The organism is Streptomyces sp. NPDC057654 (assembly GCF_042800135.1).
GTDB lineage: Bacteria > Actinomycetota > Actinomycetes > Streptomycetales > Streptomycetaceae > Streptomyces.
The window spans coordinates 1-1,015 of the sequence record NZ_JBHVHQ010001487.1 but is presented as its reverse complement, the minus strand read 5'-3'; the positions used below and the strand labels follow the sequence as shown (position 1 = coordinate 1,015).

Sequence of the window (1,015 nt, the reverse complement as noted above, 5' to 3'; positions counted from 1 at the left end):
CCGTACTCCTCGCCCGCGGCCGCGGCGGAGACCCGTACCTCGGCACGCACCTCGCCCGCGAGGCCATCCGCACCTACGGGCCCGTGCCCGTCGTCACCATCGACGAGGTGCCGGCCGACGCGACCGTCGTCCCCGTCGCCGGGATGGGCGCGCCCACCGTGCTCCTCGAACGCGTCCCCAACGGCGCCGAGGAACTCACCGCCCTGCGCGCCCTGGAGAAGCACCTCGGCCGCCCCGCCACCCACATCACGCCCATCGAGATCGGCGGCGTCAACTCGATGCTGCCCAACGCCTGCGCCGCCGCCGCGGGCCTGCCGATCGACGACGGAGACGCGAAGGGCCGCGCCTTCCCCGAACTCCAGATGGTGGCGTCGCCAACTCGCCGATGGCGCTCGCCGACGACAAGGGCAACACCATCATCGTCGAGGCCGTCGACAACCACGCCGCCGAACGCATCGCCCGCGCCGTGTGCGTGGAACTCGGCTGCCAGATCTCCTGCGTGGACACGGTGCTGCGCGGCGACCAGCTCGCCGACGGCCTCGTACCGGCGACGCTCACCCTGGCCGGACGCCTCGGCGCGGCGGTCCGCGAGGCGCGCGCCGCGCACACCGACCCGGTCGCCGCCGCCCGCGCCATGCTCTGTGGCGTCCACCTGCTCACCGGCAAGGTCGTCGACGTCGGCCGGCGCACCGAGGGCGGCTTCGCGCGCGGCCGGGCCCGGCTGGAGGGCATCGGCGACGACGCGGGCCGGGTGCTCGAACTCGACTTCCAGAACGAGCACTTGCTCGCCACCCGGGACGGGCTGACCGTCGCGACGACACCGGACCTCATCTGCGTCCTGGACAGCGAGACCGGCTCGCCCGTCACCACCGAGGGGCTCCGCTACGGCCTGCGCGTCAGCGTCCTCGCGGCGCGCTGCGACCCCCGGTGGACCTCCCCGGAGGGCCTCGCGCTCACCGGCCCGCGCTACTTCGGGTACGAGGCGGACTACTTGCCGTTCGGGTCGGCGGCGGGG

1 protein-coding gene and 1 pseudogene are annotated in these 1,015 nt (G+C 74.8%); both read left to right on the top strand.

Annotation, left to right across the window (positions count from 1 at the left end; genetic code table 11):
* Positions 1–65: 65 nt before the first annotated feature.
* Positions 66–311 (top strand): annotated as a pseudogene (locus ACFU99_RS44545) (DUF917 family protein); the annotation flags it as partial.
* Between the two features lie 74 nt (positions 312–385).
* Positions 386–1,015: DUF917 domain-containing protein (locus tag ACFU99_RS44540; RefSeq protein ID WP_384404630.1), on the top strand; the 630-nt coding region annotated here is incomplete at its 3' end.